Genomic DNA, 26,589 nt, shown 5'->3' on the forward strand with positions numbered 1-26,589 from the left:
GCTTTTCATGTGTCGTCGATAGGATGACGCCATGGGCCACGGAGTCGACGACAAGAGCACCGCCACCACACGAGATCGCCTGGACACCGTGGGGGCCGCCGAAGTCGCCGCCACCCTCCAGGCCCTGGCGACGCCCTCCCGGCTGCGGATCCTCGCCCGACTGCAGGAAGGGCCCTGCGCGGCCGGCGATCTGGCCGATGCGGTCGGCATGGAACAGTCCGCCTGCTCGCACCAGTTGCGCCTGCTGCGCAACCTCGGCCTGATCACCGGGGAGCGGCAGGGCCGCTCGGTCATCTACGCCCTCTACGACCACCACGTCGCCGAACTCCTCGACCAGGCGCTCTTCCACGTCGAGCACCTGCGCCTCGGTCTGCGGGACACCCCGCGGGGCGGCTAGCCTGAGGGCGGCAGTGATCTTTCGGGCGGGGGAGTGAGGACGTACGGCGTGTGGCCCGTGGTGGCGGTCGTGGCCCTCGGCGGTGCCATCGGCGCGTCGGCCCGCTACGGCGCGTCCCTGATCTGGCCGACCGCCCCTGACGCGTTCCCCTGGACCACGCTCCTCGTGAACGTCGTCGGCTGCGCCGTCATGGGCGTCTTCATGGTGCTGCTCACCGAACTGTGGACCGCCCACCGTCTGCTGCGGCCCTTCTTCGGCACCGGCGTCCTCGGCGGCTTCACCACCTTCTCGACGTACGCCGCCGACATCGAGCGCCTGGTGGACGGCGGCCACGTCCGCACGGGCCTGGCCTATCTCGGACTGACCGTGCTCGCGGCCCTCGGCGCGGTGTGGAGCGCGGCGTGGGCGACCCGCCGCGTGGTTGCGGGGAGGCGACGGTGAACTGGCTCTGCGTGGTGGCCGGGGCGATGATCGGCGCCCCGCTGCGCTTCCTCACCGACCGTGCCATGCAGGCGAGATACGGCACGGCCTTCCCGTGGGGGACGTTCGCGGTGAACGTCCTGGGCAGCCTGGTCCTCGGCGTGCTCACCGGAGCCGTCGTCGCGGGCGCCGCCGCCTCGCAGCTGCAGCTGTTCCTCGGCACCGGCCTGTGCGGCGCCCTGACGACGTACTCGACCTTCTCGTACGAGACGCTGCGGCTGGCCGAGGGCGGAGCGCGCTTCTACGCCGCGGCCAACGTCCTTGGCAGTGTCGTCGCGGGGCTCGGCGCGGTCTTCGCGGGCGTGGCGTTCGCCGAGGCGGTGTGGGCGTGACGAGCGGCTGCGCGCCGCTCGGCGCGCAGCTTTACGGCCGGGGGCGCCGTCGGCCAAAGCCGACGGCGCCCCGGAGTCGGGTCAGACGTCCGCGAAATCGCCCGAGAGGGCGGCCGCCATCCGCAGATGCGGGGCGGCGTCCGCGTCCCTGCCCTGCCGCTCCAGCGTGCGGCCGAGGAGCAGCCGGGCGTACTGCTCGACCGGGTCGAGGTCGATGACCGTACGCAGCTCGGCCTCCGCGCGCAGCAGCTGCGCCGAGTGGTAGTAGGCACGGGCGAGCAGCAGCCGCGGGGCGACCTGCTCGGGCACCTCGTCGGCCAGGTCGGCCAGGATGCGTGCCGCCGTCGCGTACTCCTTGGCGTCGAAGAACTGCCGTGCGCGCTCCCAGCGCTCGGCCGCGGTTCCGTGGCCGTAATAGGTCATCTCCACTGTTGCCTCCTTACTGGTGCGCACAACTCCGCCACGTGGTCAGAAATTCCACCGGGTGACGGGCGCGCCGCGTGCCTGCCGTCCGGCGCCCCGCGGGGCTAGGTTGTGCGACATGAGCAATCTTGATCGCGAGGCGGTTCCGGCCCTGTGCGGCGGGCGCGGGTTCGTCGTCGCCGAACCGGTGCGGGAACTCCTCAGCCCCAAGAAGGTCAAGCTCGGCGAGTCCACCGAGGTCCGCCGCCTACTGCCCAACCTGGGCCGCCGCATGGTCGGCGCCTGGTGCTTCGTCGACCACTACGGCCCGGACGACATCGCCGACGAGCCCGGCATGCAGGTGGGGCCCCACCCGCACATGGGCCTGCAGACGGTCAGCTGGCTGCACGACGGCGAGGTCCTGCACCGCGACTCCACCGGCGGCCTCCAGACGATCCGTCCGCGCGAGCTGGGCCTGATGACCTCGGGCCGGGCGATCTCGCACTCCGAGGAGAGCCCCAGGTCGCACGCCCGCTTCCTGCACGGCGCCCAGCTGTGGGTGGCGCTGCCGGACGCCCACCGCCACACCGACCCGAGCTTCGAGCACCACGCCGAGCTGCCGATCGTCACGGCTCCCGGCATCTCCGCGACCCTCATCCTCGGCGCGCTCGACGGCGCGACATCGCCGGGCACGACGTACACCCCGATCGTCGGCGCCGACCTCGCCCTGACCAGCGGCGCCGACGTGCGCCTGCCCCTGAACCCCGACTTCGAGTACGCCGTACTCGCCATGTCCGGCGAGGCCGACGTGGACGGTGTCCCCGTACTCCCGGGATCGATGCTCTACCTCGGCTGCGGCCGTACCGAACTGCCGCTGTACGCCAGGTCGGACGCGGGCCTGATGCTGCTCGGGGGTGAGCCGTTCGAGGAGGAACTCATCATGTGGTGGAATTTCGTGGGGCGTTCCCAATCGGACATTGAGCAGGCCCGCTCGGACTGGATGACTGGCGCCCGCTTCGGCGAGGTGAAGGGCTACGACGGGGAGCCGCTGCCGGCCCCGGAACTCCCGTCAGTGCCGCTGAAACCGCGGGGTCGGGTGCGCTGATCTGTGCGGATTTCCGACCGGCCGGGAGCGCAGTCAGCGTAGAGCTCGGTGCGGGGGGTGGCTGACCTGCGCTGCGCACGGACCGTACGCGGCTCATGACGGAAGCGCGTACGCGGGGTCCGACGCGCGCGCAGGGTCTTACGGGCGGGCGTACGAGCTCGGAAGGGCGCATGGCATGCGCATTACATAGGTACGGGCGCCGCGTCGTAGATGTGTGGATTGCATGCCGAGGCCTGTGCCAGCGACCACAGCTCCAGATACGCCCGCTGGATGAACGTGCCGGTCAGGGTGGGGTTCGTGTTGGCCAGGGCGGTGAGGGCCACGCCCGTCTGCGGGCTGAAGCCCGCGAAGGTGGTGAAGCCCCGGGTGCCCCCGGAGTGGTGGTAGAGGTCGCGGCCGGGCCGGGGTCTGATATTCCAGATGAGGGCGATGCGGCGGCCGGTGCGGGGCAGGGCAATGCGGGGTGTGGTGACGTCCGTGAGCGCGGCGCGCAGCGTGCCGGGGACGGTGGGGGGCGCGGTGGCGGGGTCGGCGAGGGCGTCGAGGGTCGTGAGGAGGTCACGGGCGCTGGCTCGGCCGGCTCCCGCGCCCGGCATGGCGGGCATCTGCCAGCGAGGGCGCGCCCGGCCGTGCCAGTAACCGGTGGGCTGCGGCTGGTCGGGGTCGCAGCTCGTGCGGGTCAGGCCGAGCGGGTCCAGTACGCGGGCGGCGAGCAGGGGGGCGAAGGTGCCGCCGGGGCCGTGGGCGGCGTGGGTGAGCAGGGCGCCGAGCAGGCCGACACCGAAGTTGGAGTAGCGCACGCGGGTGCCGGGGGCGGCGCGCGGCCGGGTGCGGGCGAGGGCGCGGCGAAGGTCGGCGGCGGAGAAGTCGGCGTACGGATTGCTGAACCAGGCGGACGCACCCCTGCGCAGGAAGCCCGGGGGCAGCGAGGGCAGGCCCGAGGTGTGGGTGGCCAGGTGGATGAGAGTGATGGGGGCGCCGTGGAGGTGCGGGGTGGCGGTGCGCGGCAGGAAGCGGGTGATCGGGTCGTCGTACGCGACCTCGCCGCGCGCGACCATCTCGGCGAGGAGCAGGGCGGTGAACGTCTTGGTGAGGGAGCCGATCTCGAAGCGCGTGTCGGGGTCGGCCCGGGCGCCGCCGTGCAGGGTGGTGGTGCCGGTGGCGAGGAGGGCGCGTTCGGGGCCCCGCCGGACCGCGAGGGCGACCGCGCTGGCCCCGGGGGCGGCGCTCCGCAGCACACCGAGCAGGTCCGTGGCCCAGGCGGGCGCCCCCGTGCTCACCGCTGTTCCGTCGTCCCGCCCAGCGCACGGGAGACCGCGAGGGTGCCGGCGATCGCGGCGACGACCGCGGTGTGCTGGTGGTCCTTGAACCGTTGTGCGGGGTCGTCGGGGACAGGGTCGCCGTCGCGGGGCACCAGGCCGTCCGGGTGCTGGGCTCCGGCCAGGCGCTCCCAGTCCGCGGGCGCACAGTACGGCTCCTTCAGACAGCAGCCGACGATCATCAGCTCGGCGACCAGGTCCCACTGCTCGATCTCGGCCCAGATGTCGATCCACACGGGCAGCCAGGTGGCCACGTATGCGGTGAGGTCGTCGGGCAGGCCGGTGGGGGTGCCGCCCCAGTCGGTGAGGTGGAAGACCGTGTGGGTGACGCAGTAGCCGGTCATCCAGTCGATGAGCCAGGGTTCGGGGGCGGCGCCGAGCCAGGTGGCGCGGGTCAGCGTCGGCCAGTCGTAGCCGCCTTCGCCCTGGCCGAGGCCCACGATGCGGGCCGCGTTGGCGACGGCGAGCCTGCGGTTGGGGACGACCTCGACGGCCCGCACCGAGCGCAGCGCGCCGGTGTGGGCGAGCAGCCGCTCCAGCGGTTCGTGGCGGAATCCGCAGCGGGCGAAGGGCGCGTACGTCTCCAGCGGGTCGGTCATCATCGAGTACCGCAGCAGCCGTTCGTAGAGCATGTCGCCCTCGCCGAGCTGCTGCCAGCAGAACTCCATCAGGTCGCGGGCCTGGCGCAGTTCGACGCTGCCTGCCGCGGACTCGCGCAGCACGAGGGAGGCGGCGAGCGCGATCTCGCCGAGGGGTTTGTAGACGCTGTCCGGATCGCCGAGGTCGGCGGTGGTGTCGGCGGGCAGCGCGCCGCACTCCCGCTGCGCGTGCAGCCACGCCAGGGCCTGCGCGCTCACCTGGTGGGCGGTCCGGGTCACGGAGGCTGTCATGGGGACTCCATCCCGAGCAGCCGCCGGGCGATCGCGACGTCGAGCGCGAGCCGCGGTCCGCCGCCGTGCAGGCGGAGGTGCTCGACCAGGGGTACGGGGTCGAGCGGCAGGCGCACGCCGTCGGCGTGCAGCAGCGCGAGCCAGCGCGTGATGTGGGTGGCAGTGGGGAAGTCGCGGCGCAGCACGGCGCGGGTCGCGCCGTGCGCGAGGGCGAGGGGGGCGGCGCGGGCGGCGGCGTGCACGGGGCTGTCGAGTGCGGGAACGGCGAGCGGGGAGAGCTGTCCCATGTGGACGGACCAACGCTGCCAGTCGGTGTCGGAGGTGGCAGAGGCAGCGGCGGCGGAGGCGGAGGCGGCGACGTCAGGCGCGCTGGTGTCCGGGCCGCCGGTATCGGCGCCGCGGGCCGCACCCTCGGAGTGGTCCGTGAGGACGGGGGCGCCCGAGGGCTGTGGCGCGAGGAGGCCGTCCCCCTCCGTGCCGGCGAGGCGGGCGACGAGCGCGGCGGTGGCCCAGTCCCGCCAGGCGGCGATCCAGGGCTCGACGGGCCCCGACGGCGGCGGGCCGGGCGTGCTCACCGGGGGCGGGAACACGGCGAAGGACTGGCTGACGGCGGCCGCGTCCTCGGGGTGGAGGACCGCGTCCCCCAGCAGGTGCGGGGCGAAGGCGTCGGCTCCGACGATCCGGATGGCGGCCAGCGCCGCCTTGGGGTCGTCCGCGCGCTCGACATGCGCGGCCACCAACGCGGTGCCCTCGACGCCGCGCAAGGCGTCAAGGGCACAAAGCGCCAGGTCGGCCGCCGAAGCGGCGTACACCGTCTGCGACCGATCAGAACTCACTTGCCCTTCGGTTCCTTCGGTTCCTTCGGCGAGATGAGCAGGCCCAGGAGGAGCGCTCCCGTGGCCTCCGGCGCATACGTCGGCGCATCGCTGACGGCGGCCTCGGTCTCCACCATGGCCGCGCCGAGCGCCATGGTGTCCGTCGGAGTGACGAGAAGCGGTGTGTGCTGAGCAAGCATCAGTGCCTCCTCGTGGTAGAGGTCGCCACCGTGTCTAGTGACGGCCATACGCCAGTTTAGGGCAATTCACCATTATTGTCTGTTTAGTTAGCCGCGAGGTGCGGTCGGGAGACGTCGGCGCCTCACCCGGCCAGTTGTGTCAGCGCCTCGTTGAAGCCGTCGCACGTGGACGGTCTGTCGGACGTCCGCTCGTGCGGCCCGCGGAACCAGTGCACGATTCGGCCATGTCCAACAGGCTCCACCGCAGCCGGTAGAGCGCGAGGGCGGTCGCGTCGGGGGCCCGGCCTGTCAGCCCGGCGTAGTTGGTCAGGTCAGCCGGATCGTCCTGCCGCCGTTCAGGGCTCTAGGAAGGCGAGTTGATTGCTGACTCAGGACCGAACGGCGATGGTCCGGCAGGGCCCCTGACACTGGCAGCGCGCCAGCTCACGTTCCGGCAGCGGCAGTTGGGTGAACGTTCGACTCAAGCCGGCACTCTCAGTGGTCACCAGGAGGGGCGAGGGGCTGGTGGAAGCAGGGCTGGCGGTAGCGAGCTGACTTCCTGGCTGTATTTCCTGCGGCTCTGGTACCTGGCCCGTACGGCAGGCACTCTGTTGTGAGAGCCGCCCGCCGAAGGAGGCGTCATGGTTCGCATGAGCGAGTGTTCGTCCAGGCCGGAAGCGTCGCCATCAAAGACGCCCGAGCGGCAAAGGATCCTCCCGCCCAGCACGGCGCAGAACCTGGAGCTCGCCGGGACTTGGTACACGAGCGATGTTGCACGCAAGCACAAGGGGCACACAACTCTGTACGGGTTCGACACCTTCTCCAGGTGCGAGGTCTCGGACATGCCTGACTGGTTCTTCAACCTGCCCGCCGAGATCCTCGAGAAGCCGGACCCTGGGCTTGTGCTGCCTGAGGTCACATGGGACCCCCGCCTCATCGGACACGGCAAGGTCGCCGTCGCCCGCCCGCAGCGGATCCTCGAAGTCTCTGCCACACCATGTGAGTTCGCCGAATCCGTGGTGGACCTCCCCGGCGTCGAACTCCATACGCGGAAGGGGAAGGCGCGCGCAGAGACCATCCTCGCGCCGGTAGCCGGGCGGGAGCCTCCTGGGGTGGATGCAGAGAAGTTTCTGGACAGGGGCGGGGTGAAGCTGGACGTCGTGTGTCCTCGCCTGCGGGCATCTGATGGTCTCCGCGTCACTCCATTCCAAGGCGTCTTGGAGGCCACTGCCGCCTTCATCACGACCTGGGGTTCACCCGAGAGCGGCCCCCTCAAAGTGCTGGAGTCGGGCGCGAGCCGGAGGCGGGGAGCCTTCGCCAAGCTGGTCACATGTCTGGCCAAGGTGGGGGTTTGCATGATCAACCCGATGGCGATCGTCATTGGAGCCGGCGTCATGGTCTCCCGTGTGGTCGCCAAAGATGACCCGGACAGTGACGGGTCGAAGGTCCGGGATGCGGCTTCGTCAGTGTTCCTGACAGCTCTCAACGCGGCCCTCTGACAAGCCCTGCTTTCCGGCCCTCCGGGACGTGGCCGCTGGCGGTGTAACGCGCGGGAACCCGGGAGGGCGAGTACGGCAAGCGCTTGACTCTCTCCCACAGCCGTCCCCGCCTCAACCATGTGTCGCCATGGCGGGAGAACGGCGTCCCTCACGAAATCTCCTGCACCTCGGCCAACACGGCTATGCGATCAACTCCATCTCTAGGACCTTTGCGGCGGCGCTGATGGAGCCGGGCATGAGGTGTCGGTAGATCTTGTATGTGATGTCGATGCTCTTGTGGCCCATCCACGTCGGCGACGTCAGTGATGGGAATGTTGTGACTCAGGCAGTTGGAGGCGAAGAAGTGCCGCATCCCGTATAGGACCATCCCGTCGGGGATCTCGACCTCGCCGGCCTTCTTGATGCGCCGCCACCGGTTGCCCAGGTGGTAGTGCGGGAAGGGCTTGCTGGGGTCTTGGGGGTGGCGCAGCAGGTAGCCGTCGGTGGTGCCGTACTTGTCGGCGTACCACTCGATGGTCTGGCGGGTGCGGGTGCGGGTGCGGGTGCGGGTGCGGGTGCGGCACGTCACGGTACTCGCCGATCTTGCGGTGCTTGAGTCGTGCGTACTGGCCGCTGCTCTGGTTGACCTGTTCGGCGATCCGGTACACGTCGTGGGCCACAAGGTTGCGAATGTCGGCCAGCTGCGCCACCGACGGAATGACGGCCTTCGCCGGGTCGTACTGCGGGGCCTAACGCCGTCGAGTGGACTGTCCTCGTAGAGGCCCAGCCGGTGGGCATCCAGCAGGATCGACTTCACCTTGTTGAACACGTTGGACTGTGTGGCCAGCCCGGCCCCGTTGCGCTCCATCGTCTTGATGAACCCGTCCACCACTTTGTGGTCGAAGGCATCCATCCGCCGGCTTCCCAGCGCCGGAAAGATGTGATGCTCCAGGAGCGAGTCCAGATGCCTCAGCGAAGAGCCCTCCAGATGGCGTTGGCTCTCCCGCCACTCCTTCGCGTACTCCTCAAATGCCATCGCCCCGTACTTCGCAACACGAACCGCCTTGCTCTCCCGACAGGGGGCCCGCTTTGCCTTGTAGATGTCCGTCAAACGTGCGATCGCCGCAACATCGGTCCTGAACCCGGACTCGACGGTCTGCTTCCCGGCGGCATTGCGGAACTGGATCTTGTACGGATGGGGGCACTTCGGCCATCTCGACAGGGCGTGGTCGCAGGTCTTGAAGAAGGTGCCCATGCCGTGGGCCAGGGTCTTGCTCGCCATCGTGTCGCCGACTCCTCAGGTCCAATGCTGACGGTTTGCTGACCGTCCGAGGACCAAGATGCCTCTGACCTGTATAAAGCAGCGAAACATGGGCTATTTGGTGGAACTTCGTCGGGCGCTCCAACGAAGACATCGCACAGGCCCGTTCGGACTGGATGGACAGCTCGCGCTTCGGTGAGGTGAAGGGCTATGACGGCGACCGGATCCCCGCGCCGGACTTGCCGCCGGTGCCGCTGAAGCCGCGGGGACGGGTGCGTTGACCACACGACCACGGCAACGCAGCCAAGCTGTCTTCGCAGGATTTCGAACCGCAGTGGGCCCGGTACGTGCGTAGGAGCGCCTCCTGGGTCAGGTCCTCCGCCCGGGGCGTGGAGCCGGTCGGCGGAGTGCACCCTCGCCCCTTCGCTGCTTGTGGTGCGACGCGTGGGTTCCCACCCTTTGCAGAGACCCTGGGTCCGCGGAAGGTTCCCGATGCGATGGATTGCGCAACGCCGGGCAACTCCTCCGGTGGCGGGGCGAAAGAAGCGTGGATAGAACGGGAGACACGCACACATGCGGGACAAGTACGTCCCGCTGAAATGGAGTGGTGAAAATGGCCGCTGAGTCATTCTCTGCCGCGGGGGATACTTCTGGGACCGGCGAACCTCTGTTTTCGACGTCGGTTCACTGGGGCACCGCGCAGCTCGGCGCCCCACCCCACGCCCCCCACGCCCCGCACGCCCCGTGGCCGCAGGCATTCGACCACGACGCGGACGACGTTCCTTCGGAGCGGACCGCGCACGACGCCGCCGACGGACCCTCGGAACAGACGGCGCACGAGGCCGACGACGGGCCCCTGGAACAGCTGGTGTCCGGCTTGGACGACGACGCGGTGGAAGAGCTCATACGCGTCGCCGTGGTGTCCAGGCCCCTGGACGACGTCGTCGACCTCGTCACTCTCTTGGAGCAGACACCTGACGGCGTGTCGGCCGCCGCCTCGGTGCTCCGCCTGGCCGCCGTGGCCCGCTCCGTCGACGACGTCTCCCGGCTGGTGGAACTGATGGGCCCGCCGGAACACGCCGCCGAGCACATGGACGAGGCAATTCGGCACGCCGTCGAGGAACGGCCCATACCGGAGGTGAGCCGTCTCGTTCACCTGCTCTCCCAGCCCCCGCACGATCCGCACAGCGGCGCCGAGGCGGTGCGTGCCGCCGGTACGACCAGATCTGTCGAGGATCTGATGAAGCTGATGGGCAGCCTGAGAGAACGCAAGGACGCCGACAACACCGAGGCCTGCCCCCCGGCCATGCCGATCGCGCCGCCGGCCGAGGCCGTCAGCCCCGCACCCGTCCCGGCTGCCGAGGCCACGCACGCTCGAGGCACAACACCCCTGGTGTGGCTGCGTCGTGCGGCAGGTGTACTTCTTCTGCTCTGTGCGGCGGCTCATTTCCCGCTGAACTGGTCGGACGCGTCCACCCTCGGTCTCTCCGCCGCGCTCGGCGTCTCCGTCATCTGCGCTCTGGCGGGGGCGGCACTGTGCCTGAGCGGGTCACCGGTCGTGGCCGTGGTGAGCACCCTGGTGGCAGGTGTGCTGGTCGTCAGCCACCTCGTGGATGATCGGGTCGACTCCAGAACGCTCGCCTACGTGTTGCGGCCTGACGGGGTGACAGCAGCGCTTCCCGCCCTGTCGGCGGTGGTCGCGACGGGGGCCTCCCTGCTGGTCGTGGCGTTCACGGTCGCCGGCCTCCGGGCCCCGGCGAACCGGGACCCCGCCCCGGGTAGCTAGGCGTACACGAGGAGATGCTCGCGCTGATCGACGACATCGCCGATGAGCGCGAGCCGGAAGCTGCGGAAGTGCGGGGCGTTCGCCGGGAGTTCGGCGATTTCCAGCAGATGGATCCCGCGCCGATCCGGCAGGAGCTGCAGCTTGTCCAGCCGGAGCCCGGGAGCGAACCGCCTGCACCGGGCGTGGACTACGCGCCCCTCATTCGCCGGATCCGAGCGCCGTGTTGAGCCACGTGCCTCGGGTCCGCTGTCCTGCTCCACCGAGCCGACCAGAGCGGCGATGGAGACCGCCTGCAGCGACGCTCGCCAGGCGGCATCGGCCGCCGACATCGCCCGGGCGATGGGGCACGGCTTGGTGCAGTCCTCGGGCGGTGTCCCGAAGGGGCTCGCTGGCGGATCTCGTGCACATGAAGAATGTCCCGCTGGCCGACGTCGACCACGTCGACCGGGCCGTCCTGCCGATCGGCACCGACTACCCGCCCGGCCACGGACTGGACTGGCACGAACACCGGCGCGCGCAGTTCTGTACGGCGCGGTAGTCCCCACGGGTCAGCGCGCCGTGATGGTGCTGCGGTTCTGTACCGCAGAGGTGCATGGCTGGCTCGACCTCTGGCATACGAATAAACGTTGCCGTAGCGGTGGTCGAGGGCGGCAAGGCGGTCTGGGCCGGTCCAGCCGGTGCCCATGTCGGCACTGTTCACGGTGATGTGCTGCTTGTCGGGCATGAGACAGGTGACGTCGACCGAGGCCACCAGGTAGACGATGAGGTCCGTATCCAGGCACTGCGTGTGTGCCGGCCCGGTGGCGAGCCAGTCCCGTACGGCCAGGGAGCTCAGCGTCTCGTGGCGCAGCTCGGGGTCCCAGTCGGCCAGGCGGGCAGCGCGGCGGCGGCCGGAACGGTCGGCTGCCTCGCCTCGTACTTGAGCTCGCGTTCTGTGACGAGTGGTGACGCCTCAATGGCGTCACGCGTCGGACCCGCTCGCGACCGCGGCAGTCGGTTACGCCTCCGCATGCAGGCGCTCAGTCCGCGGCACCTCGGCACCTCGGCGCCTTCGAACCGTCGCGCACGCTGACGACGGCGGTCGCTCTGTGCTGCTGCCCGTTCACCCCGGGACCCATCCTCACCGAGACCGGCGCCGCCGTTCCCGACCCGATGCAAGTCGGCGACCTTGAATAGGGTGGCCGTATTAGCAGGAGTCACCGCGATCGTCGCGAGTAACAAGCAGGGGGAACGCACAGTCTGCTCGCGTGCAGGCACAAGCAGCTGCCGAGGTGCAGCAGTCGGCAGCTCGGCGCGAGATACGGCGAACGGCATATCGGGAGTTCGCTGCGCAGGTAAACCTACTCGGCGACCACCATCGGCAAACTCCCCAAATCCTCGGCATTCAGGGCCCCGTGATCGCTGGCGCGGCCATGGCCTTCTCATCGGTCTTCGTCGTCGGCAACAGCCTCCGGCTGCGCCGCTTCAAGGGGGTGTGAGCGACGCCGACTCGCGTACGGAGGGCGGACACGGGCAATAGCCCCGTGTCCGCCCTCGCGTTTCTGATCAGGCCTTCGGTTGTGGTCGGCAGGGCGGTCAGGGAGAGGGATCCTGTCCCTGTCCCTGACCGCCCTGGGGGTGGGTGGACTTCTTCCGTGTGCGGTTGTGCGGTTGTGCGGTGTGCGGGCAGGAATTGCCCGCAGTTGTCCGTCAGTTACAGAAGTTGAGGAGGGCGAGGAGGCCGTTGCCGCACTGGAACTCGTCCCCGCCGCCGTGGCCGCCCTGGGCAGGGGCGGCCTTTGCGGCGACGGACGTGGCGGGCGTCGCGGCCACGGCGGATGTGGCAGTTGCCACCCCCGCCGCACAAGCGATGCCCACGACGGCACTCACCGCGAATGCCCGGGATATGAGGGACAGGGACTTCTTGGAGTGAGGTGTGGTGTTCATGCATTCACCATGCCCACCCTCGCGACCAGTCGCTCGCCGAGCGCATCCGAGCGGGTGAGCCACCCCTCGTAGAGCTCTCGGCGCTGCCGCCGATCCGGCTGCACGCGCTGCCTGAGCGTCCTACTTGGTTGTGGCCGCGTTTCCGTGACAGGTGAGACGTTTGATGGAGCGCCTGCGGGACTGTGGGACATTCCGACGGGGATTGCACTGCCATGCAGGTGGAGACGCTTGAAGACTTACTCTTCGCGGGTTTGGGCCTCAAGGTGCGGCAGATCGTGGCCGTCGATGGCCGCTTGACTGTTGACGCGTCAGGATGCGGCTCACCCGGCAGATGTCCCGCGTGCGGCCATCGTGCCTCACGGGTCCACAGCCGCTACTGGCGTCAGATATCCGAGTTGCCCGCTGGGGGGAGGCGGGAGGTAGTCATCCGCCTTCACGTGCGTCGGTTCTTTTGTGATCAGAGTCAGTGCTTGCGCAGGGCGGTCGTGGAACAGGTGGCGGGCCTGACCGAGCCACGACGCCGTGCTTCAGTAGTGGCGCGAGCGGCAATGCGGGCGGTCGCCATGGAACTCGGCGGGCGGGCGGGCCAGCGTCTGTGCGCCAATCTACGGATCAATGGCCGACGCACCGCGCTCCTGGGCGAGCTGGTGGCACCGTCCGTTCCAGCCCAGGCACCGCGGATACTCGGTATCGACGAGTTTGCGTTCCGCAGGGGACGGACCTGCGGCACCGTTCTCGTCGACGTCGAGACCTCCAGGCCCGTGGACGTTCTACCGGACCGGGAGACCGCCTCGGTCGCGACGTGGCTTCGCGAGCACCCCGGCACGGAGATCGTGTGCCGCGACCGTCTGATGGCCTTCACCAGGGCCATCCAGCAGGCGGCCCCCAACGCCCGGGAAGTGGCCGATCGCTGGCACCTCCTCCAGAACCTCTCAACGGCCGTGGAGAAGACGTGCCGCAGCCATCGCGCATGCCTGCGCCGACCTGTCGCCCCAGACAACGGATCGCCCTCTGCTGTGCCGGCGACTCCTCTTCCGGAGCGCGTGTGCCAACGCCACCGGGAGATCACCGAATTGGCCGCTGCGGGGCTCTCACTCAGCGGCATCGGGCGTCGCCTGCACCTGGACCGCAAGACGGTACGGCGCTACCGGAACCAAGACCTTGAGGGCCTCCTCGCTTCGGCACGGGACCGGGGCATCGGTGTCCTCGACCCGTTCACCGCATACGTCCAGCACCGCTTCCGCGTGGGCTGCACGAGTTCGATGCAGCTCTACCGGGAGGTGTGCGCTCTCGGCCACACGGGTGGCTATCGCGTCGTGAACCGCTACATGGCGGACGTCAGAAAGGGCGCGGCGATCCCCGCCCAGGCAGCTGCACCCAGTCCTCGTACCATCACCGCATGGATCATGCGTCCGCAGGAGGCACTGCGCCCCTCGGAGGCAGCGGAGTTGGATGACCTACGAAACGCCTGCCCTGAGGTTGCCGCCGCCTGCGACCTCGCGCGGGAGTTCACCGATTTGCTCCGCCACCGCCACCGCCACCGCCACCGCCACCGCCACCGCCACGGCCATCGACTTCGGGACTGGATCCAGAAAGCTGAACTGAGCGGACCTGAAGCCATCGGCATTTTTGCCGACTCCATCCGCCAAGACCTCCAGGCCGTCACCGCCGGCCTCACCCTGCCCTACAGCTCCGGCATCGTCGAAGGACACATCAACAGGATCAAGACGATCAAGCGGCAAATGTACGGCCGTGCCTCTTTCACTCTGCTCAGAGCCCGCATCCTCCTCCAGCCGTAGCTGTCCCGGAAGCATCGCCCCGGGCTCCAGGGCCGTTTCGCCAGGGGATCTCCCTCACGTGGCCTCGCTGTTCACCGGCAGGGCCGAGCGTTTGAGTTGACGGGAGTTCCCGCGTGCTGGCCTGGTGCCGTTGTGGGGACGGACGGGAGCAATGGCCGTAGCGTGGGGTGGGGGGCGAACGGCGATGCCGGTCGCTGGCGGTCTGGTTGGCCGGCAGGACGTGGGGGGCGCTGTGGTGGATGTCGATCTTCAGGTTGAGGTCGGGCCGGGTGGCAGCGACGGCTACCCGGTGGTGTTCCGGACGACGGGCGGGGATGAAACGCCGGGTGTGATGCGGCTGCCGCCGGCGCACGAACTGGAGGCTCAGGCGGCACGGATACCGGATGCGGTGGTGGCTTCCTCGGCCCTGGTGCGCCGCGCCCTGGCCGATGGCGAGGCACCAGTACGGGAGCTGGGGCGCACACTGTTCGACGCCCTGCTGGGCGGGCCCGGAGCGGGGTTGCTGCGGGCTGCGCGCAACCGTGCCGCCCTGCAGGGCGGCCAAGTCCGTCTGGTGCTGCACGTACAGGCTCCCGAGCTGGCGCGGCTGCCGTGGGAGTTCCTCTACGACACCAGCGAGGGCGACTATCTGTGCCTGGAGGTCCCGCTGGTGCGCCATCCGCAGGTGGCGCGGCCGGTGGCGCCGCTGCGGGTGATGCCGCCGCTGCGGATCCTGGGCATGGTCGCCCGCCCGGAGGATCAAGATCCGCTGGCGGTCCAGGCCGAACAGCTGCTTCTGCGCGAAGCTCTGTCCGGCCTGGTGGCGGAGGGCCGGGTGGAGCTGGACTGGACGGAAGGGCAGACCTGGCGTGATCTGCGTGAGGCGCTCCGCCGAGATGCTCGCAGCGCTCCTGTGCAAGGTGTCTTGCAACCGGGCGGGGCCCGGCGTGAGTGGCATGTGCTGCACTTCATCGGGCACGGAGGGTACGACACCCGCGCGCAGGAAGGCGCCCTGGCACTGGCCGGCGAGCAGGGAGGAACCTACCTGCTGAGTGCCGGGCAGTTGGCGATGCTGGTGGCCGGCCACCCCTCGCTGCGGCTGGCGGTACTCAACGCCTGCGAGACCGGGCGAGCGGGCGGACTCAACCCGTTCTCCAGCGTGGCGGGTGCACTGATGCACAAGGCCCTGCCCGCGGTGTTGGCGATGCAGTACGAGGTAAGCGACGAGGCCGCGCTGGAGTGCGCGCACGCTTTCTACTCGGCCTTGGCCCGGCAACTGCCGATCGACGTGGCGGTCATGGAAGCCCGCCAGGCCATGATGCTGGCCCGCCCCGGCTCTTTGGAGTGGGGCACACCGGTGCTGTACATGCGCTCCCCCGACGGCCACGGCCACCTCTTCGACCTCACCGACACCCCCGGCCCCACCACACGGCCGTCCAACCACCCGGGCACCGATGTTCAGCAGGCGGGTAATCGGCTGATGGAGCAACGCCGCAAGGAGGGGCAAGCAGACCTGGATGAGCTGTATACCGAGGGGCTCGCTGCCTTTCACACCGAACGGTGGGACGAGGCCGTCGAGACGTTCCGCACGATCATCGCCTGCGACCGCAACTACCGCGACAGTCAAGCCAAACTCACCAAGGCGCGCCACGGCCAGCGCCTCAACGCGCTGTATCAGGCAGCCATGGACGCAGCAGGCACCCGCCATTGGGGCCAGGCCATCGAGCACCTCGAAGCGGTCGTCGCCGCCGAAGCCGACTACCGCGACGCCCAATCCCTGCTGGACCAAGCCCGCGCCCAGCAGGTCCGTGCCAGGCTGCGCGAGGAGATCACCACCTTGCACCGCGCCAGGCAGTGGCAGGCCGTCCTGGCCGCAGCCGAAAAACTCAACCAGCACACCCCCCTGAACACGGCACCGGCTCCCGACCCAGAACTGGAGGCGATCGTCAAAGCCGCCCAGGAGACTGCGGAGACCACCAACCGTCAGCAGACCCTCAAAGACCACTACCGCCAGGCCCTCGAACACGTCGATGCCGACCGCTGGCAAGAAGCCCTGCAGGCACTGGAGAAAGTCCGGGAGATCGACCCCGACTATCACGCCACTGCACAACTCACCGCCAAAGCCCGCCCGAAGACCAACCGCACCCTCAAAGCCGAGCCTTCGGCCCTCATCGAGGGGGCCGGCAGGGTCAACGCGATCGCGTTCAGCCCTGACGGCGAACGCCTCGCCCTCGCATATGACAAGACCGCGCTCATCGTTGACGGCCACGGGCAGAAGCTCCTCACGCTCCGGCACAAGAATTGGAGAGGATGGAGGGCAGAATTGATTACTGGGGTGGTGTTCAGTCCGGACGGTCGCCGACTCGCCACCGCCAGTTTGGACAACACGGCGCGGGTGTGGGACGCCGAGACCGGCACGCGATGCCTGACCCTCACCCACGACAGCGGGGTGGTCGGGGTGGCGTTCAGTCCGGACGGTCGCCGACTTGCCACCGCCAGTTCGGACAACACGGCGCGGATATGGCAATTGGAGGAGGGCGATGATGGCTGAGCCCGACCGCATGCGCGCAGACCTTTTCGTCGACCACCGGATCACACGCGAACAGGAACAACCGCTGTCCGACGCACTGACTGCTCTCGGCTTCACCCCCAGCGTTCGGGTACTGCCACCACGCCGGGTAGTCGAGCCGCTTTCCTGGCTGATCCTTGTTTCTCTGCCCCTGCACGCCTTCCTGACCAAGGTGGGAAACAAGGCTGCCGAGGCCGCCTACCACCACCTTCAGAACGCCGTCCGCAACCTACGCGCCTCCTCCGCCACGGCTACCGCAGCCGCACCACCGGAGCCGTCACGCCCCGTGGTGCTCCAAGATCCGGCCACCGGCTTGCGCATCGTCCTGGATCCCGACCTGCCCCACGGCGCCTACCAGCAGCTCCTGTCCCTCGACCTGACCCGGTACCGCCTCGGCCCCCTGCACTACGACCTCACCCGCAGCCGCTGGCGCTCCCCACTCGACGAAGCCCAGCCCACTGACTGAGCCAACCTGTTGGTTCCGTCCGTCTCTCAGCGACGGATACGACGCAGGGCCCGCATCACACAGGTGGCCAGGATCCTGGGACGGTGGCGGTACGGCCGTGCTCGCGAGCTGGGTGACCACCCTGGGGAACGCGCGGGCCGCCCGAGTCCAGGCCGAGGCTTCGGCGCGGGTCCAGCACCGAGTACGGGTACGGGAGTTGAGGCGGGATGCCTACCTGGAGCTGATGGACCGCGCTCACGTCATCGGTGAGTGGTACCGGCGGGTCATAGACGCATTCCACCAGATCGCCGACCCGGACCAGCAGCTGACCCGCCTCGAGGAACTGCGTTCAGAGCTACGCGAAGCGTACGACCCTCTCATGCGCAGTGTTCGTGTCGTCGTCCTTGAAGGGCCGCCTGCCACTGCTGAAGCGGGCCAGGGCGTGTTGGACGCGGCGAAGAAGGCTAACCGGTGCCTACGGCGCATCACCTGCGGTGACGCGGACGCGCACACGCGCTTCGTCGAAGCGGCGCGCGCCGCAATGGAAGCATCCTGATCGGACACCTGGGCGCACCGCATCCTGGAGTGTGGAACGTCGCTCCGACGAGATTGCCGACCTTCGAGGACACTGCGCTCAACTGGCCGGCTTGGACGCAGGCCCCCTGTCTGGCGTAGCCGTCACGGAAGCGCGGCCAGAACCCCCGTCAACGCCCTGGAAGCACTCGCCGACGCTTGGGCACAGCCCCATCAGGGCCATGCCCGAGGCGACAGCGATGTGGCTCGGTCACACCCTGGATGTGCGCTGTTGTTGGCCTGCAGGCGTGATCTTCGGTGCTGGTTCAGGTGCCGGTTGCTCGGGCCGAGCGGGGTCGGGCGCGCAGGGCGGGCAGCCGGGCACAGTCGCCCGCTCTGGCCAGGCTTTGGCCGAGGGCCAGGAGAGAGGAGCCGCACCAGCCGGCTGGCACACGTCCAGCGTGGAGATCGCCGCCGCCGTGGGGGCCGATCCCTGCTCCATGAGCGCGACGTACTCCTCGACGCGCTCCCTCTCGTTCCACGTCGGGGGAACCATGGGCACGACGAACTCATAGAGGTGGGCGTCCGCGTGGACGGCAGTCTCGAAGGTGGTCGCCCGTTTTGATCAGCACTGGCCGACCGTACGGGACGCCGTGGAGCAGCTCCACCGACTACTGAGCGCGTATGTGGCCGGACGAGCCAACTACAACGCTAAGTCACACCTGCTTGCGACTTCGAGATAGATGGCACTGGGGCGAGCTAGTTGTCACCGGGGGAGACAGCTCGTCCGCCACATGCTCAGGCGTGTAAGAGCCAACAGATGCTCGAACAACTCGACCTCACAGATGAAGAGCGCGAAGCCGTCGAAGGAGACCGCAGCCTCGCGGACACCCTCACCCCGCCGGCCCAACCCCAAGAAACCTCGGAACGACCAGCACCTTCGTCCCACTGACCCAGCTCATGAGCACCGTTCCTGCGCAGAGGCCGGGGCAGCACGACAAGCGAGATACCGGTCGAAAACCGCCTGGCTATCAGGAGTGAAAGTCCACTGCTGGAGAGCCCGCCGCAGCTCGGACGCGGTCAGCCACCCGTGCCAGGCCACCTCACTTGGATCAGGGGCGACGATCTCCGGAAGCACGGCGTCACAGACCGCAAGCCAGTAAGGGCTGAGCCCGCCCCGGCTGAGGAACTTGAACCGAAGGCACACTGTCGCCGATGTTCCCAGCTCCTCACTGAGCTCGCGGGCAGCTGCCTGCTCATAGGACTCGCCGACTCCCGCAGCACCCCCGACCCCGAGTTCGTAGTGCCCTGGGAAACGGGACAGTTGCTCGGCACGCCGATGGACGAGAAAACGGCCTTGCCCATCACGGCACACCACCACGCCAACCCGGTGCAGCCAGCCCTCCCGAACGGCCTCCCACCGACTGACTACCCCCAGCACACGGTCCTGAGCGTCAACACGTTCCACGAGTTCATCCACGCCGCACACGATCGCAGGCACCACTGACACCCGGCTTGAGGAGCTTGGCGATCTTGTCCCCATCGTCTTGATCGCGGGTGGCCGGTCCCGGCTGGAGCGCGGCGGCAGCAGGCGGAAGCGGGCTTCCAGCGGCAGACCGGAGGACGCTCCAGGCACCGACGCTGTCGATGCGCGCAGCGACTGACGGTGAACCCGTGCCCCTCCAGCGCTTTCACGAGCCGGGGCGCCTGAGTTGGCGATCACGGTGTTCGTCGAGGGATAGGACGTTCACGTCGATGTACAAGCTGGTGAGGGTCAGATCGTTGGGGCCGTCGGCGGGGAACTCGGCGGGGTCGGGTTCAGGGGCGTAGATCTTGTCCCAGCGCCGGAGCGGTTCGGGCAGGCGGTCGAGGACCTCGGGGCCGCGCAGCAGCAGGGTGCCGGGACGCAGCGGCAGGATCTGGGTGTCGATGTGGTTACTGTCCAAGCGGTGCATGGTGTGGATGCGGAACCGGTCGCCGAGATGACGTTGGAGCCAGCGTGCGCCGAGGGCGTGGTGTTGGGTCGCGACGTTGAGCGGTGAGTGCTTCGGCCCGGAGGACTTCGGACCGTGTGGTGCAGCCGTCCTTGTTTATCCGTACCCCTGCCTTCAGGCTCCGCGCTGCGCAACCCCGCTCGGACCCAACGGCGTCGTCGGGCCGGAACTCGCCGAGATCTTCCAGGAGGATCTGGACGAGGATGCGACGCGCGAGGCCGCGGGGACGGGCGCGCTGACGACGGTGGTCTCCGCTAGGTGAAGGCTGTGGCGAGCTGCTCGAGGAGGGGCGTCGCGGAGGAGTGGGGGTCGCGGCGTGGTGTGATCGCGTAGATCCCGCGGGTCGGGGGATCGGCGAGGGCCACCGCGGTGACGTCGGTCCGCAGCGCGCGTGTCAGTACCCCGGGTATCAGCGCGATGGCGTGGCCGGTTGCCACCAGGGCCAGCTTGCCGAGCAGATCGGCCGCGGTGAGATCGATGCGGGCGCTGACCCCGGCGCGGGCGGCGTGCCGGCGCAGGAGCGCCGCCGAGCCGTCGTTGTCCTCGACCCAGGTCTCGTCGGCCAGCGTCTGAATGTCCACCGGGCCGCGCCCGGCCCGCGGATGACCGACGGGCAGGACGACGACCATGTCGTCCAGACCGAGGAACCGCCGTTCGATCCGCGGGTCATGGGGGAGCCCCGGTGGCGCATCGGTGACGACAGCGAGGTCGAGATCACCGGCGATCACACGGTTGTGCAGCTGTGCGCTCAGGCCGGGGAGCAGGCTCCACCGGACGGATCCGGTTCGCTCCAGCAGGCTCCGGATGGCCTCGGGGACGATCCCTGCGGCAAGAGAGGGAGTGGCACCGACGGCCAGCGGCCGATTGGACGCCCCGTCACCAGCCTCTCGTACGGCGCGAACGGCGCGGTCGGCTTCGTTGAGCGTGGCCAGGGCGTGGCTCCGGAAGACCTCGCCGGCAGGCGTCGGACGCACACCGCGCGCATGACGCTCCATCAGAGGCACGCCGAGCTGCCGCTCCAGACCGGCGATCTGTCGGGAGACGGCCGACTGCGTGTGATTGAGCTCGGCGGCCGCCGCCGACAGCGACCCGAGCCGGCACACGGTCACGAAGGTCCGCCACACGGTCAATTCCATGACACCAGCAATTCCATGACACCAGTATGTCCGGCCGGTATGCGAGCACCGCAGGTCTCGCCTGCGAAATCTGCGCTTGTCGCAGCCGTCGGGGCGCACCACTCTGGCCCGTATGACCACACCGCACCTGATCACCATCCTTGGCCTGGGGCGCATGGGCGACGCGATCGCGACGCGCCTCGCTGCCCAGGGCCGGGACGTCGTCGGCTGGACGCGCTCCGGGCGCACGTCAGACGCCGTCAGGACGACCGGCGATGCGCACGAGGCGGTGGCGAAGGCCGATCTCGTACTCCTGGCACTGTTCGACGGTCCGGCCTGCCGGCAGGTCCTCGACGACGTCCGTGACTCGCTGCGACCGGACACGATCGTGCTGAACACCAGCACCATCGCCCCCGCCGAAGCGTCGCAACTGGCCCGGCACCTCGGCCCGTCCTACGTCCACGCGCCCCTGCTCGGCTCTGTTCCCGCCGCCGCGGCCGGCGCCCTGCAGATTCTTGCCGCCGCCGAGCACGACGCGCTCGATCGGGTCCGACCGGTTCTGGAGGCGCTTGGCACCGTGCGGCGTGTTGACGACGCCGCCACCGCCGCCGCGCTCAAGCTCATCGCCAACAGCAGCCTTGCCGGCGCCGTCCTCGCGCTGCGTGACGCACTGCGCCAGGCCGACGCCCTCGGCCTGCCCCGTGCCAAGGTGCTTGACGTTCTCGAACTCGGCCAGCTCGGCGGGCTCGTGGCCCGCAAACGCCCCTTCCTCGCCGGCCAGTCGGCCCCTGCCATGGCCGAATTCACGATCGGCGCGCTGGCCAAGGACATGGCTCTGCTGGCCGCCGCGTCGAACACCCCGCTGCGCAGCGCAGCCGACTTGGCCGACCCCACTGCCGACCCTGAGGCCGACATCGCCGTTGCCGCCACGGTCCCCGCGGTGGAGGACACCGTGCTCGAACCGCTCCGTGCCTACATCCGCGGACACGCGACCGGCGACCCCACCCACTTCCACGACGCGTTCCTGCCCACCGCCCACATCGAGGGAATCCGGGACGGCGCGTTCGTCTCGTGGCGCCTGGAGGAGTACTGCGCTCTCTTCGACGGCCGCCCGGCCGCGGACGAACCGACCCGCTTCCGCCGCATCGACGCCATCGACGTCCACGGCACCGTCGCGACCGCGACCATGACGCTCTCGCACGGCGCGAACACCTTCACCGACATCTTCCTGCTGGTCCGCGTCGACGACGGCTGGCGCATCGCCAACAAGGCTTACCACCGGCACTCGTGAGGATCGTGGGCTTCGGGATCGGCGGCGTGGGGGAGAAGGGGAAGCGCTCGACGTCTCCCCGGGTGAAGTCGGTGGCGCGGAGGGCGGATTCGGTGTCGCGGTTGGGCTGACAGCCGCCGGCGGTCCGCCTCCAGAAGGGGGTGATCGCGTCCTGCAGCAGCGCGGCCCAGCGGCGGGCCGGGTCCTGGGCGGTCGTCATTCCGGGGTGCGGGCGGTCACCAGCCAGGCGGCGGCGCCCAGGGCGATGCCGTCCGGGCCCTGGTGGCCGGCGAGTTCGGTGTGCAGCGCGGCCAGAGCCTGGCGGGCGTTCTCTTCCGTCGCCTGCGCCAGCAGATCGCGGATCAGGCCGAGGCCGGCGACGAATCCGACGACGTCCTCGGCGTCGTCGCCCAGGTGAATCGGCTCGGCCACCGGTTCGACGGCGATGTCGGTGAAACCCGCCCCGCCCAGCAACTGCCGTACCCGCTCGGGGTCGGCGAGCGAGAACGCCCCCGGCTGTCCCGATCCGCCCATGTCCGGCAGTTCGACGTACGGAGCGATGGCCGTCCACAGGGTGACGAGCCATTCGTTGACCGCCGCCTCCTGCCAGCACGAGAACGCAAGCCGGCCGCCCGGTCGCAGCGCTCGGGCGATGTTCGTGAAGGCGGCCGGCGGATCGGCGAAGAACATCACCCCGTTGCGGCTGATCGCCACGTCGAACGCCCCGTCGGGAAAGGGATGCACCTGCGCGTCCCCTTCCTCGAACGCCACGTTGCCCACGCCTTCTTCGAGCGCAAGCCGGCGCGCCTCTGCGAGCAGCGGCACCGACAGATCGACGCCGAGAACGCGGCCTCGCCCGGCGTCGCGTGCCGCGGCACGGGTGGTGGCGCCCGCTCCGCAGCCGATGTCCAGGACGCGGTCGGCCGTGCTGATGGCGGCTGCTCGCAGCAGGTGCGGGGTGAAGTTGCGCTGCATGGCCTCGTAGCGATCCCGGTGCCGGACCCAGTGCCGGCCGTCGTCGCCGTTCCAGGCTTGGGCCTGCTCGGCGGAGGCGGCGGCCGGGGCGTGCTGCCTTGGTTCGGCCCGGGGTGCGGTGGTGTGGTCCTCGGTCACGTCCTTGCCTCCTGCTACGGGGTCAATTCTTGTCAGGCGCCGCGACGACGAAGGGCAGTCTTACGCAATGCGACCCCTTCGATATGAAGCTCCCGCTGGCCTTGGCGGATCTGGGATTGATCGATGAGTACGAATTCGTGGTGCAGCCCCGGCTGGAGTTCGGCTCGGGGGCGGCGGCGATGCGGTAGGAGCCGAGATGTCGGCCACCGGCCCACGGGACTTCCTAGCGGACTCCATGGCCCTGGCTCAGCCGTCCAGGCGGCGCTTGGCGAGCCAGGTGACCATCTCCGGGTCGCGGTGGTCGAAGAACAGCGTCTCCCCGGTGTCGAGCGTGGCGATCGCGGCCAGCTCGTCGTCGGTGAGCCGGAAGTCGAAGACGTCGAAGTTCTCCGCCATCCGCTCGGGGCGGACCGACTTGGGGATCGTGACGACGCCGCGCTGGATCAGCCAGCGCAGGACGACTTGAGCGACGGACTTGCCGTGCGTCTCGCCGATCTCGGTCAACAGCGGCTGCGCGAACAGGTTGTTCTTGCCCTCGGCGAAGCCGCCCCACGACTGCGTCTGCACTCCGTGCTCGCGCATGAGCTCCTGGTAGGCGGCGCGCTGGAAGAACGGATGGGTCTCGATCTGGTTGACCGCGGGCACGATCTCGTTGTTGATGATCAGGTCGAGCAGCCGGTCGGGGTAGAAGTTGGCGACGCCGATCGCCTTCGCCCGTCCGTCGCGCTGGAGCTTCTCCATCGCGCGCCACTGTCCGTACACATCGCCGTACGGCTGGTGCATCAGATACAGGTCGAGATGGTCGAGGCCGAGCTTGGTCAACGACGTCTCGAAGGCACGCTCGGTGTTCTCCTGGGCCGGCGCGTCCTGCACCCACAGCTTGGTGGTGACGAACAGCTCCTCGCGCGGGACGCCGCTGTTCTTGATGGCGTGGCCGACGGCCTCCTCGTTGCCGTAGGCGGCGGCGGTGTCGAGGAGGCGGTAGCCGGCCGCGAGGGCATCGGAGACGGCCTGCTCGGTCTGCTCCGGCGGGATCTGGTAGACGCCGAAACCGAGGATCGGCATCTCGACGCCGTTGTTGAGGGTGACCTGCTGCATGACGTTCCTTCTCAGCGGACGTGGACGTGGACGTGGGGCTGGGGCTGGGGCTGGGGCGTGGCGGTGAAGCCATTGCCTCGCGCCGTCGGTGCTGCCGCAACCGGACCACCGCCCTGCGGCGGCCGTGTACGGGCGACGTCATCCACCCTGCCGCCGCGCGCGCCGGGCAGGCAGGCCGAGTCGATCCGGGGGGAGGTCAGCGGGGGTGTGACAGGGCCCCTCTCGTGAGTGGGGCCCGGGTGGCGGCAGAGGGAGACTGGTCATATGGCACCCGAGCAGCACACCGGCGGCGACGAACTGGCGCGCTTCCTGCGCGCCCGCCGTACTCAGACCAGCCCCGAGAGCGCCGGCCTCATCCCCGGTCCCGGCGTACGCCGTACGCCCGGCCTGCGCCGCGAAGAGCTGGCCACGCTCGCCGGGGTCAGCATCGACTACTACACCCGCCTCGAGCGCGGCAAGGAGACCCGGCCGGGCCCCGGAGTCGTCGACGCCCTCGCCCGTGCCCTGCAGCTCGACGACGACGAGCACCACCACCTGCGTGAGCTCGCCGCCCGAGCCGCACGCCATGCGCCCGAGCCGCCCCCTCCGCCCAGCCGGACGGTCCGCCCCCATCTGAAGCTGATCCTGGAGACCATGCGGCCGAACCCGGCCTACATCGTCAGCCGCAGCATGGACCTGCTCGCCTGGAATCCCGCGGGTCTAGCCCTGTACGCGGGCCTCGCCGACTGGCCGGTGAAGCAGCGGAACCTGGCCCGCTACCTCTTCCTGCACCCCGCCGCACGCGAGCTGTTCCCCGACTGGGAGAACCTGGTCCGCTCCTGCGTCGCCCGGCTGCGCGCCGAGGCCGGGACCAACCCCGACGCACCCGACTTCACCAGCCTCGTCGGCGAACTCCTCCTCAAGAGCCCGGACTTCGCCAGGCTGTGGGAGCGCTACGACGTCGTCGGACGCAAGAAGGTCACGAAGACCTTCCACCACCCCAAGGTCGGCGTCCTCACCCTCAGCGGCCAGAGCATGCACCTCGACGGCACCCCGGGCCAACGCCTCAGCGCCTACACCGCCGAACCGGGCACCCCCGACCACGACGCCATGCTCCTGCTCGACCTGATCACGGAGCCGTCGGCCCCCGCCCCGACCGCCGGGAGGAGCTCATGAGCTGCCGTCACGTCACGGCCAGGTGGCGGCGACCGTGCCGCAGAGTCTCGGCCTCGGCCTCGTCGAGCAGCGAGAGGGCGAAGTCGGCGTAAGAGATGCGGGCCGCCATGTCGCCGTGCTCGCGCGTGCCGTAGTGGCCGGTGCGCTCGCCCTCGTGGTCGAAGTCGCCGGCCGGGCTCACATACACCCAGTCCAGTGCGCCGCCCTGGGCACGGAGCACCTCCAGACCGGCGGCGTGGGCCAGGCAGAAGGGCCGGAACTCCGCGGGGAAACCCGGGGCGTCGAGGAGCCGGGTCCCGTCCGGGCCCGGCAGCAGCGAGGAGAGCCCGACCGTGACGAGCCTGTCCACCTCGGCCTGTCGCAGGCCCTCGACGAGGGAGTGCGCCGCGCTCTTGAAGAAGGTGTCCGGATCGGTGCCATCGCCGTACACCGCCGCCGCGTTGATCGCGGCGTCATGGCCGTCCGCGAGGGCGGCGACATCCGCCGCGTCGGTGACGTCCCCGGCGGCGATCCGTACGCCGCTGTCCGCCAGGCCGCCGTAGCGGGCGGGCTCGCGCACCACCGCGGTGACCCCGTGCCCACGGCGACGCGCCTCGGCGACGGCTTGCCGACCGGCCCTGCCGCCCGCACCGAAAATCACGATCCTGCTCATCGTCGGAATACCTCCTGGTGAGTGGTTGCTCCGGAAGGTATCCGTGAGGGCGGTTACCAGTTGGATACCGCCGGCACCGGCGTGAGGCAGGAGATCTCCATGACGCACCGTCAGCAGCCGTTGCCGCCCGACATGTTCGACGAGCTGTGCCCGTCGGCACTGTTGCCGTTCCGCTTCGGGGACAAGTGGGGCGCCCTGGTCCTCCGCTGTCTGCAGGACGGCCCGCGCCGCTTCTCCCAGCTCCGTGTGCCGCTGCACCGCGTCACTCCGAAGGTGCTGACGCAGTCGCTGCGCGGCCTGGAACGCGACGGGCTCGTGTCACGCACGGTGTACGAGGACCCGCAACCGCGGGTGGAGTACGCCCTCACGCCACTGGGCCGCAGCATGCTGGAGCCTATGGACGCGGCGTGCGCGTGGGCGGCCGCGCACTGGGACGAGTTGCTCGACGCGCGTGAGGCGTACGAGGACCACGGCGCCGACCGTGCGAGGACTGCGTAGCCGTACGCCCCGGCCCGTG

28 protein-coding genes and 2 pseudogenes are annotated in these 26,589 nt (G+C 69.6%); 16 read left to right on the forward strand and 14 right to left on the reverse strand.

What is annotated here, in order from left to right; translation table 11 throughout:
- The first annotated feature begins 31 nt into the window (after positions 1–31).
- Genes OG453_RS36385 through crcB (OG453_RS36395) form a run of 3 tightly spaced genes read left to right on the forward strand, consistent with a single transcriptional unit; the run spans position 32 to position 1,209 of the window.
- Positions 32–397, forward strand: coding sequence for a helix-turn-helix transcriptional regulator (locus OG453_RS36385; protein ID WP_266872808.1), 366 nt, complete (start codon positions 32–34; stop codon positions 395–397).
- Positions 398–430: 33 nt separating this feature from the next.
- Positions 431–838, forward strand: coding sequence for a fluoride efflux transporter CrcB (gene crcB / locus OG453_RS36390; protein WP_266872809.1), 408 nt, complete (start codon positions 431–433; stop codon positions 836–838).
- Positions 835–1,209 carry a fluoride efflux transporter CrcB gene (crcB, locus tag OG453_RS36395; protein ID WP_266872810.1) on the forward strand — a complete coding sequence of 125 codons (375 nt, stop codon included), beginning with the start codon at positions 835–837 and terminating at the stop codon, positions 1,207–1,209. The genes crcB (OG453_RS36390) and crcB (OG453_RS36395) overlap by 4 nt, the downstream gene beginning before the upstream one ends.
- 81 nt (positions 1,210–1,290) lie before the next feature.
- Here crcB (OG453_RS36395) and OG453_RS36400 read toward each other — a convergent pair whose 3' ends face one another.
- Positions 1,291–1,638, reverse strand: a complete 348-nt coding sequence (locus tag OG453_RS36400; protein WP_266872811.1) for a tetratricopeptide repeat protein — start codon at positions 1,636–1,638, stop codon at positions 1,291–1,293.
- 112 nt (positions 1,639–1,750) lie between these two features.
- On the opposite strand from OG453_RS36400, the gene OG453_RS36405 reads away from it, so the two are divergent.
- Positions 1,751–2,716 (forward strand): pirin family protein, encoded by a 966-nt coding sequence (locus tag OG453_RS36405; RefSeq protein ID WP_266872812.1) that lies wholly within the window; start codon positions 1,751–1,753, stop codon positions 2,714–2,716.
- Positions 2,717–2,898: 182 nt separating this feature from the next.
- On the opposite strand, the gene OG453_RS36410 is transcribed toward OG453_RS36405, so the two are convergent.
- From OG453_RS36410 to OG453_RS36425, 4 genes are read right to left on the reverse strand one after another with little or no spacing between them, the layout of a single operon-like run.
- The gene (locus tag OG453_RS36410; protein ID WP_266872813.1) at positions 2,899–3,996 is read right to left on the reverse strand and encodes a serine hydrolase; all 1,098 of its coding nucleotides are present in this window, start codon (positions 3,994–3,996) and stop codon (positions 2,899–2,901) included.
- Positions 3,993–4,925 (reverse strand): hypothetical protein, encoded by a 933-nt coding sequence (locus OG453_RS36415; RefSeq protein WP_266872814.1) that lies wholly within the window; start codon positions 4,923–4,925, stop codon positions 3,993–3,995. Before OG453_RS36415 ends, OG453_RS36410 begins: the two co-directional genes overlap by 4 nt.
- Positions 4,922–5,761: a hypothetical protein gene (locus OG453_RS36420; RefSeq protein ID WP_266872815.1), complete on the reverse strand. Its 840-nt coding sequence runs from the start codon at positions 5,759–5,761 to the stop codon at positions 4,922–4,924. The genes OG453_RS36415 and OG453_RS36420 overlap by 4 nt, the downstream gene beginning before the upstream one ends.
- A complete protein-coding gene (locus tag OG453_RS36425) occupies positions 5,758–5,988 on the reverse strand; it encodes a hypothetical protein (RefSeq protein WP_266872816.1) in 231 nt (76 codons plus the stop codon). Before OG453_RS36425 ends, OG453_RS36420 begins: the two co-directional genes overlap by 4 nt.
- 572 nt (positions 5,989–6,560) lie before the next feature.
- On the opposite strand from OG453_RS36425, the gene OG453_RS36430 reads away from it, so the two are divergent.
- A complete protein-coding gene (locus OG453_RS36430; protein ID WP_266872817.1) occupies positions 6,561–7,418 on the forward strand; it encodes a hypothetical protein in 858 nt (285 codons plus the stop codon).
- Between the two features lie 148 nt (positions 7,419–7,566).
- On the opposite strand, the gene OG453_RS36435 is transcribed toward OG453_RS36430, so the two are convergent.
- The gene (locus OG453_RS36435; protein WP_266872818.1) at positions 7,567–8,679 is read right to left on the reverse strand and encodes a site-specific integrase; all 1,113 of its coding nucleotides are present in this window, start codon (positions 8,677–8,679) and stop codon (positions 7,567–7,569) included.
- Between the two features lie 95 nt (positions 8,680–8,774).
- On the opposite strand from OG453_RS36435, the pseudogene OG453_RS36440 reads away from it, so the two are divergent.
- Positions 8,775–8,939 (forward strand): annotated as a pseudogene (locus OG453_RS36440) (pirin family protein); the annotation flags it as partial.
- Positions 8,940–9,271: 332 nt separating this feature from the next.
- The gene (locus tag OG453_RS36445) at positions 9,272–10,444 is read left to right on the forward strand and encodes a hypothetical protein (RefSeq protein WP_266872819.1); all 1,173 of its coding nucleotides are present in this window, start codon (positions 9,272–9,274) and stop codon (positions 10,442–10,444) included.
- Here OG453_RS36445 and OG453_RS36450 read toward each other — a convergent pair.
- Positions 10,441–10,773, reverse strand: coding sequence for a hypothetical protein (locus tag OG453_RS36450; protein WP_266872820.1), 333 nt, complete (start codon positions 10,771–10,773; stop codon positions 10,441–10,443). The genes OG453_RS36445 and OG453_RS36450 overlap by 4 nt on opposite strands.
- A gap of 77 nt (positions 10,774–10,850) precedes the next feature.
- On the opposite strand from OG453_RS36450, the pseudogene OG453_RS36455 reads away from it, so the two are divergent.
- Together OG453_RS36455 and OG453_RS36460 are read left to right on the forward strand one after the other, a co-directional pair.
- Positions 10,851–10,967 (forward strand): annotated as a pseudogene (locus tag OG453_RS36455) (AraC family transcriptional regulator); the annotation flags it as partial.
- A gap of 724 nt (positions 10,968–11,691) precedes the next feature.
- Positions 11,692–11,922, forward strand: a complete 231-nt coding sequence (locus tag OG453_RS36460; protein ID WP_266873286.1) for a hypothetical protein — start codon at positions 11,692–11,694, stop codon at positions 11,920–11,922.
- Positions 11,923–12,133: 211 nt separating this feature from the next.
- Here the strand turns inward: OG453_RS36460 and OG453_RS36465 are convergent, their stop codons facing one another.
- On the reverse strand, positions 12,134–12,370 hold the full coding sequence (locus OG453_RS36465; protein ID WP_266872821.1) for a hypothetical protein: 237 nt from the start codon (positions 12,368–12,370) through the stop codon (positions 12,134–12,136).
- A 212-nt stretch (positions 12,371–12,582) separates the two neighbouring features.
- Here OG453_RS36465 and OG453_RS36470 point away from each other — a divergent pair, with 212 nt between their 5' ends.
- From OG453_RS36470 to OG453_RS36485, 4 genes are all read left to right on the forward strand, one after another.
- Positions 12,583–14,169 (forward strand): ISL3 family transposase, encoded by a 1,587-nt coding sequence (locus tag OG453_RS36470; protein WP_266872822.1) that lies wholly within the window; start codon positions 12,583–12,585, stop codon positions 14,167–14,169.
- Between the two features lie 235 nt (positions 14,170–14,404).
- Positions 14,405–16,699 carry a CHAT domain-containing protein gene (locus OG453_RS36475; RefSeq protein WP_266872823.1) on the forward strand — a complete coding sequence of 765 codons (2,295 nt, stop codon included), beginning with the start codon at positions 14,405–14,407 and terminating at the stop codon, positions 16,697–16,699.
- Positions 16,692–17,183, forward strand: a complete 492-nt coding sequence (locus OG453_RS36480; protein ID WP_266872824.1) for a hypothetical protein — start codon at positions 16,692–16,694, stop codon at positions 17,181–17,183. The genes OG453_RS36475 and OG453_RS36480 overlap by 8 nt, the downstream gene beginning before the upstream one ends.
- 223 nt (positions 17,184–17,406) lie before the next feature.
- Positions 17,407–17,718: a hypothetical protein gene (locus OG453_RS36485; RefSeq protein WP_266872825.1), complete on the forward strand. Its 312-nt coding sequence runs from the start codon at positions 17,407–17,409 to the stop codon at positions 17,716–17,718.
- 915 nt (positions 17,719–18,633) lie between these two features.
- On the opposite strand, the gene OG453_RS36495 is transcribed toward OG453_RS36485, so the two are convergent.
- The 3 genes from OG453_RS36495 to OG453_RS36505 all read right to left on the reverse strand — a co-directional run bounded on the left by OG453_RS36495 (position 18,634) and on the right by OG453_RS36505 (position 20,805).
- Positions 18,634–19,218 (reverse strand): NUDIX domain-containing protein, encoded by a 585-nt coding sequence (locus tag OG453_RS36495; protein WP_266873262.1) that lies wholly within the window; start codon positions 19,216–19,218, stop codon positions 18,634–18,636.
- 148 nt (positions 19,219–19,366) lie between these two features.
- Positions 19,367–19,621, reverse strand: coding sequence for a hypothetical protein (locus OG453_RS36500; protein ID WP_266872826.1), 255 nt, complete (start codon positions 19,619–19,621; stop codon positions 19,367–19,369).
- Positions 19,622–19,923: 302 nt separating this feature from the next.
- The gene (locus OG453_RS36505; RefSeq protein ID WP_266872827.1) at positions 19,924–20,805 is read right to left on the reverse strand and encodes a LysR family transcriptional regulator; all 882 of its coding nucleotides are present in this window, start codon (positions 20,803–20,805) and stop codon (positions 19,924–19,926) included.
- Positions 20,806–20,917: 112 nt separating this feature from the next.
- On the opposite strand from OG453_RS36505, the gene OG453_RS36510 reads away from it, so the two are divergent.
- Positions 20,918–22,075 (forward strand): nuclear transport factor 2 family protein, encoded by a 1,158-nt coding sequence (locus OG453_RS36510; RefSeq protein WP_266872828.1) that lies wholly within the window; start codon positions 20,918–20,920, stop codon positions 22,073–22,075.
- Positions 22,076–22,270: 195 nt separating this feature from the next.
- Here OG453_RS36510 and OG453_RS36515 read toward each other — a convergent pair whose 3' ends face one another.
- Both OG453_RS36515 and OG453_RS36520 read right to left on the reverse strand, forming a co-directional pair.
- Entirely contained in the window at positions 22,271–23,167 is an 897-nt protein-coding gene (locus OG453_RS36515; RefSeq protein WP_266872829.1) for a class I SAM-dependent methyltransferase, read from the reverse strand.
- Positions 23,168–23,413: 246 nt separating this feature from the next.
- On the reverse strand, positions 23,414–24,265 hold the full coding sequence (locus OG453_RS36520) for an aldo/keto reductase (protein ID WP_266872830.1): 852 nt from the start codon (positions 24,263–24,265) through the stop codon (positions 23,414–23,416).
- Between the two features lie 264 nt (positions 24,266–24,529).
- Between OG453_RS36520 and OG453_RS36525 the strand changes: the two genes are divergently transcribed.
- Positions 24,530–25,420, forward strand: a complete 891-nt coding sequence (locus OG453_RS36525; RefSeq protein ID WP_266872831.1) for a helix-turn-helix transcriptional regulator — start codon at positions 24,530–24,532, stop codon at positions 25,418–25,420.
- A 7-nt stretch (positions 25,421–25,427) separates the two neighbouring features.
- Here the strand turns inward: OG453_RS36525 and OG453_RS36530 are convergent, their stop codons facing one another.
- A complete protein-coding gene (locus tag OG453_RS36530) occupies positions 25,428–26,072 on the reverse strand; it encodes an NAD(P)-dependent oxidoreductase (protein WP_266872832.1) in 645 nt (214 codons plus the stop codon).
- A gap of 99 nt (positions 26,073–26,171) precedes the next feature.
- Between OG453_RS36530 and OG453_RS36535 the strand changes: the two genes are divergently transcribed.
- Entirely contained in the window at positions 26,172–26,570 is a 399-nt protein-coding gene (locus OG453_RS36535; protein WP_266872833.1) for a helix-turn-helix domain-containing protein, read from the forward strand.
- The last annotated feature ends 19 nt before the right edge of the window (positions 26,571–26,589 follow it).

It is taken from the genome of Streptomyces sp. NBC_01381, from assembly GCF_026340305.1.
Lineage (GTDB): Bacteria > Actinomycetota > Actinomycetes > Streptomycetales > Streptomycetaceae > Streptomyces.

Excerpts from the sequence above, each read along its gene's own strand:
- OG453_RS36530 (WP_266872832.1), bottom strand. The coding sequence starts at position 26,072 with ATGAGCAGGATCGTGATTTTCGGTGCGGGCGGCAGGGCCGGTCGGCAA.
- OG453_RS36520 (WP_266872830.1), bottom strand. The coding sequence starts at position 24,265 with ATGCAGCAGGTCACCCTCAACAACGGCGTCGAGATGCCGATCCTCGGT.
- OG453_RS36465 (WP_266872821.1), bottom strand. The coding sequence starts at position 12,370 with ATGAACACCACACCTCACTCCAAGAAGTCCCTGTCCCTCATATCCCGG.
- OG453_RS36425 (WP_266872816.1), bottom strand. The coding sequence starts at position 5,988 with ATGGCCGTCACTAGACACGGTGGCGACCTCTACCACGAGGAGGCACTG.
- OG453_RS36525 (WP_266872831.1), top strand. The coding sequence starts at position 24,530 with ATGGCACCCGAGCAGCACACCGGCGGCGACGAACTGGCGCGCTTCCTG.
- OG453_RS36385 (WP_266872808.1), top strand. The coding sequence starts at position 32 with ATGGGCCACGGAGTCGACGACAAGAGCACCGCCACCACACGAGATCGC.
- OG453_RS36430 (WP_266872817.1), top strand. The coding sequence starts at position 6,561 with ATGGTTCGCATGAGCGAGTGTTCGTCCAGGCCGGAAGCGTCGCCATCA.
- OG453_RS36445 (WP_266872819.1), top strand. The coding sequence starts at position 9,272 with ATGGCCGCTGAGTCATTCTCTGCCGCGGGGGATACTTCTGGGACCGGC.
- OG453_RS36535 (WP_266872833.1), top strand. The coding sequence starts at position 26,172 with ATGACGCACCGTCAGCAGCCGTTGCCGCCCGACATGTTCGACGAGCTG.
- OG453_RS36510 (WP_266872828.1), top strand. The coding sequence starts at position 20,918 with ATGACCACACCGCACCTGATCACCATCCTTGGCCTGGGGCGCATGGGC.
- OG453_RS36435 (WP_266872818.1), bottom strand. The coding sequence starts at position 8,679 with ATGGCGAGCAAGACCCTGGCCCACGGCATGGGCACCTTCTTCAAGACC.
- OG453_RS36485 (WP_266872825.1), top strand. The coding sequence starts at position 17,407 with ATGGACCGCGCTCACGTCATCGGTGAGTGGTACCGGCGGGTCATAGAC.
- OG453_RS36480 (WP_266872824.1), top strand. The coding sequence starts at position 16,692 with ATGGCTGAGCCCGACCGCATGCGCGCAGACCTTTTCGTCGACCACCGG.
- OG453_RS36505 (WP_266872827.1), bottom strand. The coding sequence starts at position 20,805 with ATGGAATTGACCGTGTGGCGGACCTTCGTGACCGTGTGCCGGCTCGGG.
- OG453_RS36495 (WP_266873262.1), bottom strand. The coding sequence starts at position 19,218 with ATGGGGACAAGATCGCCAAGCTCCTCAAGCCGGGTGTCAGTGGTGCCT.
- OG453_RS36450 (WP_266872820.1), bottom strand. The coding sequence starts at position 10,773 with ATGTCGGCGGCCGATGCCGCCTGGCGAGCGTCGCTGCAGGCGGTCTCC.
- OG453_RS36415 (WP_266872814.1), bottom strand. The coding sequence starts at position 4,925 with ATGACAGCCTCCGTGACCCGGACCGCCCACCAGGTGAGCGCGCAGGCC.
- OG453_RS36470 (WP_266872822.1), top strand. The coding sequence starts at position 12,583 with ATGCAGGTGGAGACGCTTGAAGACTTACTCTTCGCGGGTTTGGGCCTC.
- OG453_RS36405 (WP_266872812.1), top strand. The coding sequence starts at position 1,751 with ATGAGCAATCTTGATCGCGAGGCGGTTCCGGCCCTGTGCGGCGGGCGC.